At 48.4% G+C, this 6,097-nt stretch carries 5 protein-coding genes; 2 read left to right on the top strand and 3 right to left on the bottom strand.

Annotated elements, in window-relative coordinates:
- Positions 1-299 precede the first annotated feature (299 nt).
- Positions 300-1,856 (bottom strand): alpha-glucoside-specific PTS transporter subunit IIBC, encoded by a 1,557-nt coding sequence (locus BZG72_RS14605; protein ID WP_077639110.1) that lies wholly within the window; start codon positions 1,854-1,856, stop codon positions 300-302.
- A 48-nt stretch (positions 1,857-1,904) separates the two neighbouring features.
- Positions 1,905-3,236, bottom strand: a complete 1,332-nt coding sequence (locus BZG72_RS14600) for a 6-phospho-alpha-glucosidase (protein WP_231637432.1) — start codon at positions 3,234-3,236, stop codon at positions 1,905-1,907.
- 168 nt (positions 3,237-3,404) lie between these two features.
- On the opposite strand from BZG72_RS14600, the gene BZG72_RS14595 reads away from it, so the two are divergent.
- Together BZG72_RS14595 and BZG72_RS14590 are read left to right on the top strand one after the other, a co-directional pair.
- A complete protein-coding gene (locus BZG72_RS14595; RefSeq protein WP_077578296.1) occupies positions 3,405-4,124 on the top strand; it encodes a GntR family transcriptional regulator in 720 nt (239 codons plus the stop codon).
- A gap of 83 nt (positions 4,125-4,207) precedes the next feature.
- A complete protein-coding gene (locus BZG72_RS14590; protein ID WP_077639111.1) occupies positions 4,208-4,639 on the top strand; it encodes a PACE efflux transporter in 432 nt (143 codons plus the stop codon).
- A 34-nt stretch (positions 4,640-4,673) separates the two neighbouring features.
- On the opposite strand, the gene BZG72_RS14585 is transcribed toward BZG72_RS14590, so the two are convergent.
- Complete coding sequence (locus BZG72_RS14585; RefSeq protein WP_046075082.1) at positions 4,674-6,011, bottom strand: sigma-54-dependent transcriptional regulator; 1,338 nt, start codon at positions 6,009-6,011, stop codon at positions 4,674-4,676.
- Positions 6,012-6,097 lie beyond the last annotated feature (86 nt).

Here is a 6,097-nt window from a genome sequence, read left to right as displayed (position 1 = left end):
ATATAAATATTGTTCAAATAAAGCGCAACACTCTGTCTAGCAATAAAGACATGGGGGATTGTGCTAACCAGTCCGCTAATCATCGATAAAACTCAATCAGTTGTGCTATCGACGTGATATTAGATGCCTTTATGACCGGTACTGATGCGCTATTATCGAGGCGTCACAAGAGGAAGGGGAATGGCGCGAGCGACCCTACGTTTAGCCGCCCGCTAATCATGCTATGTGTCTAATCATGCTATGTGTGTTGATGATTGCTTATCAATGACGCCTCGAGTGCTGAACAATCAACAAAGTCTTTAAGCCCGTGTTAGTTGCGTCATTTCTTCGCGGACTTGTGGTACGGTTAAGCCGACAATAATTTGGAAACTATCACCATTACGCACCATGTTTACTGCACCATGCTCCTGGAAATATTGCGTTTCCGCTACTTTTTCAGGCTCATGTACCTTGATACGTAACCGCGTGGCACAATTGGTGAGCAGGGCTATGTTGTCTTTACCACCTAACCCTTCAATAAACGCGCTCGCTTGTCCGCCGTCAATCACACCGCTCGATGAATCACTCTGTTGCGCGCCCTTATAGTCGGCTTTGGTATAAAGCTTCGCCTCTGCGCTGCCTCGACCAGGGGTGGGAATATCAAACTTCAAAATCAACGCGCGGAATACCACAAAGTAGATGGCGGTAAAACTCAGACCGATAAGCACTTGTGCAATATATGTGGTGCCATGCAAGCTGCCTAGTGGTAGCCAATTTTGAAAAATAAAGTCGATAAGTCCGGTTTGAAAGTTACCTGAGACACCAAACCAATAGGCAATGGTTGCCATGGTAGCTGCCAGTACCGCGTGGAGTGCAAACAATGCCGGCGCGATGAACAGGAAGGTAAACTCAATCGGCTCAGTGATCCCCGTAAGAATGGCCGTCAATGCCGCACCGAGTACTAAACCGAGCACCATCTTCTTGTTTTCTGGTTTTGCGGTTGCGTAAAGGGCCATGGCAATCCCCGTACAGCCAAAGACTTTCCCCATCCCAGTCAACATCAAGCCACCTTGTGGGAACTGCTCGGTTAAAGGCGCAGGGTTGCTGGCAAAGTTTTGGATATTTTGAATCCAATGGGCCACTGTGCCGCCATCCACCGCTACAGGTCCATAGAATACGGGGCCATAGACAAAGTGATGCAGCCCCGTTGGGATCATAATCCGCTCAAGGAAGGTGAACATCCACACCCCGAATGACCCCGCACCGACTAAAAAGGTTTGTAGATTATTAATGCCGTGCTGAATACTTGGCCAGGTAAAACAGGTGATGATCGCCATGAGTACCATAATCGGAAAACTCACAATAACCACCAAAGGTGTGCCACCAAATACCGCCGCCCAGTTTGGCAGTTTTTTGTCGAAGAAACGGTTGTGAACCCAAACGGAGAGGCTAGCAATTACGATGGCGCCCAATAGGTTAGTATCCAAAGTAAGTATACCGCCCACATCAGTAAGCCCACGCTCACCCTCCACATAGTTCACCCCAAGCTCAGGTCCCCAAAACTGTAAAATGCCACCAATCACATAATTAAAGGTGATGTATGACACCAGTGTGGCAAGCACTGCGCGCCCGGATGCAGATTTTGCTAGTGCTATCGGTAACCCGACCGCAAACACTAACGCCATATTTTTAAACACCGCCAACGAGGCTTGGAGTAGGATCGTTGACACTTTTACCCATGCACTGCCTTCCACTGCCCAAGGAAAAAGATCTTGGTTAAGCAGCATCACCGATAAGCCCAATAACATACCGGCCGCAGGAAAGAGGAGCACAGGGACAAACATTGCTGCGCCAAAGCGCTGGATCATATCTTTCATGATGATCGCTCCCAGATGTTGGCCCCAGATAGTGTCTGGGGCATACTATTATTGTTGAAATTGAGGTAGATAGTCCGCATTAACGCGTAAAAGCTCATCGACGATTTGTTGCGCTTTTGGCACATCCACGACGGTGCGATTAAGCGTGAGCGCGTTGACCAGTGTTTGTCGATCCCCGCTAAACCACGCATCAACGACCAGCTTTTCGTAGCCGAGTTGGCCTTCTATCAGTGCTTTTTGGAACGTAGGGATGGTGCCAACGGCAAAACGTTTCGGGCCGTCATTGGTTAACGCTGCCGGGACTTCAACCATGGCATCATTCTGAATATTTGGAATCGCGCCATCGTTTGGCACGATAACCAGATACGTCTCGCCACGGTTATATGCCAAAGAGGCCGCCACACGAACCATATAGCGCCCATGAATGTCTGCGTGTAGGTGCTCATTAGCGGTAGTGCCCGCGGCAATGATGCGCTCATTCAGGCTAAACACTCGCTTTTCTCGCCCATTGATCACTTGGCGCGCACGCGTATTAGCAATATCTTCTTTTTCCACCATTTTTTCTGGATATAAGTAGTATTGCAGGTAAGTATTGGGTAAATACTGCGGATTGTCTTTTAGCATGGTTTGCATGTTCTTGAACGTTGCTTGCCATGAAGGGTCATCAGCAATTTCTGGATCAACGGCACTGATCCCCTCTTCCAAAATGATGCGTTTAATCTCATCGGTCAGGTCGACACCTTCTCGGTTTCGTACCTTGGTAAACCATCCAAAGTGATTCAGCCCAAAGTATTCCGGCACCAAGTCCCAGATTTCGCAGCCGAGTAATTGCGCATAACTGACCATAATGGCAGCGGGCATGTCGCAGATGTTTAGAATGCGGTTGTCATGAGGAAACTCTCGCTGTAAGGCTTCAGCGACAATGGCTGCGGGATTGGTATAGTTTAAAATCCAAGCATCCGGAGCAAAGTGACGGATGTCATTCACGAGAGTGATCATGTCTCCTATCGAGCGTAGTCCATACGCCATGCCCCCCGCGCCACAGGTTTCTTGACCGACACAGCCATAAGAGAGTGGAATCTGCTCATCACGCTCACGCATCGGTAACCCACCCGTGCGGATCTGAATAAAGAAGAAATCGGCATCTGAAAATGCGGTTTCTTTATCCGTGGTATAAACGAACTCCTCGACCTCGGGATAGGCCTCGCGCAGCAAAATCTCCGTCGCTTTGGCATTTGAGGCTTGTCTTTGTTCATCAATGTCATAGAAGGTGATTTTGCTTAGCGGAAATGCTTCTTTTTCAGCAATCAAGCTATTGATCATCCCCAATGTATAGGTGCTTCCACCCCCGACGATAGTGAGCTTTTGTGGTTTCATCATCGTGTCTCCTCTTAATATGTATCTTTAATGTATTGCATGAATAATACTTTAAGAATACACAAAAGGGCGTTTATTGATCGAAGGCACAATGAAAATCTATTTATGTACTTCAAATGTATTGTCGATCACAGTTTGTTATGATGGGGAATGCAGCCAAAAGGAGCCGACATGTTGAAACCTCGCTACATGCAAATAGCCGATTTACTCACTGAGCAGATTAAAGATGGCACCCTGACACCAGGCGCGATGATGCCGACTGAGGCCACGCTACAGGCTACCTATGACGTCAGCCGCGTCACGATACGTAAGGCGATGAAGGTGTTGGTTGATAATGATCTCCTCTACCGTGTCCGAGGTAGCGGCAGTTATGTAAAAGCACCTAAAGCACAGCACAACGCCTTTCAACTGATGGGCTTTATCGAAGAAGTCTCAGCGCAAGGCAAAACACCCAGCTCAAAAGTGATCGCATTTGAAACGTCACCTTGCAGCCACACCATTGCCAGCAAGTTAAACGTGGAGGAAGGGACGTTGATTTATGAAATACAACGTCTTCGTTTGATTGATGGCGAGCCAGAAATCCTTGAGTGCACGTACCTGCCAGTGGCCATGTTTACCGATCTCAGTATCGAAGTGATGCAAACATCAAAGTACGACTATATCGAGCGACATAAGGGGATGCAGATCGCGAAAAGTCGCCAATGTGTCTGGCCAGATAGCACGTCAACCTCACTCGCCGCCCTCCTCAACACCCGTGAAAATTCACCCATATTGCGGGTCGAATCAGTCAGCGAGCTTGTCGACGGGACACCGTTTGAATATACAGTGAACTACTTTCGCTTATACCAGTACAGCTTTGAATTCATCGCTCACCGCCAAACACCACAATGATCCATTTCCTAGAGACGTCTCGGTTGCGTTGTTGAGTATGAGGTGTAGTCTGACCGGGTTACCTTACTTCGACGGAATATCTGATGAGAACAAAAGCAGATAGATGGCGCCATGCTATCGGTTTTGAATTAACGGGCTTGATCTTAGTGGTGTTAGGGCTCAATTGGATCCTTGGCGCAGGCATCGGTCATCTTGGGATCATGGGGGCGATTTTTTCTGTGCTTGCCACCCTTTGGAATTATGTCTACAACATTGGCTTTGATAAAGCGATGCTGGCTTGGCGGGGCTCAGTGCTCAAAACCTTACCGCTGCGTCTGCTGCATGCGGTGATCTTTGAAGCCGGTCTGCTGGTCGCAACCATCCCCTTTATCATGTGGTGGCTGTCGATGAGCTTTTGGCAAGCACTCAGTATGGATATTGGGCTCGTGGTATTTTATCTGGTATATGCGTTTGTTTATAACTGGCTGTACGACTATCTGTTTCCGATCCCAAATACGCAATCCCAGCAGGGCTGAGTCTGCCAGCCCTGAGCGTCACTCGTACAAAGATTTACTGACGGAAGGTACGCGGCGAGGGGATCAAGTTGTGTTTGTTCAATAGCCGATACATGGTCGCACGTGACACACCGAGCTCTTTGGCCGCGGCCGATACTTGTCCCTTATTTTCTTCAAGGACGGCGATCAGCGCGTCTCGTTCAGACTCTTCACGGATTTTACGTAAGCTTTGTTTATAATCCCCCTGACGGGGCAGATCTAAGTGCTCCGCTTCAATCACCAGATGATCGGCCAACAATACTGCCCGTTTCACCTGATTAATGAGCTCGCGCACATTACCCGGCCACGAGTAACTGCTTAACACACGCTTGGCCTCATCGGAAAAGGTCCTCGCCTGTGTGTTGTATTGACGTGCAAACTTAAGCAAAAAATATTCTGCCAAATCAGGCACATCTGGCTGACGGTCTTTTAATGAAGGCATATTAATGCGCAGTACGTTTAACCGGTAATACAGATCCTCACGAAAAAGCCCCTCAGCCACGCGTTTTTCCAAATCCATGTGGGTCGAGGCAATCACACGCACATCCAGGTCATGCTCATATTTATCATGACTGATATCCAAGGTGCCCTCTTGCAATAAGTGCAATAAGTGCCCTTGTAGATGCAGCGGCAGATCACCAATCTCATCAAAAAAGAGAGTACCTTTATGGCATTGACGAATTTTGCCATGCGAGTGCTCGTCTCCCAATAACGCCTGCTGCATTTGTTCATCCGCAAGCGCTGAGCATTTAATCGACTCAAATCGCGCCTTCGCACGGGTTGATGCATGATGAACCGCTTGCGCCACCAACTCCTTACCTGTGCCGCTCTCACCGGCTATCAATACAGACACGTCGGTTGGCGCAACACGCCTGACCTGGTCACGCAACTTTTTCATCGCGGGGCTGGCGCCTTCCAAACCCATATCGCTATGATCGCCAAGTTGCGGCCATACTTGTCGCTCAAGGCGCAACATGCCCAATTGGTGACCAATGGTACTCATCAATTGCGAGTTAGGGACAGGCGAGGTGAAGTAATCAATACAAAAGCTGACAATAAACTGGCAGATCGCTTCGTTATTAAGTTGGTTTTCTCTTACTAAGGCTAACCAGCGCACCTGTTTGTTGCGATTAACCAGTGACGCCACCCCATTGAGGCTGAAGTCATCATGACTTAAATCGACAATACCTATACAGGGGCCGATATCTTGTAGCAATGACTGTGCAGCTCGCAAATCATAACAGCGATGACAATGCCAACCGGCTTGCTCAAGGGTCGCTAACCAAGGCTCATATGTCCCGCCAACAACGACGAGTGAGCTCAAGGTTTTGTCATTCCCCGAATCGAATCCCATAACACCTGCCTTACATCCAGTCTGTCTTTTTTGCCAGCGAATCAAGCCCCTATTATAAAGAAGGGCAAGTTCTAATCTGTCTCAAT

Source organism: Salinivibrio sp. PR6, from assembly GCF_001995955.1.
Taxonomy (GTDB): Bacteria; Pseudomonadota; Gammaproteobacteria; order Enterobacterales; family Vibrionaceae; genus Salinivibrio; species Salinivibrio siamensis.
Note: the sequence above shows the minus strand (reverse complement) of the source record. Positions and strands in the feature narration are given on the sequence as shown.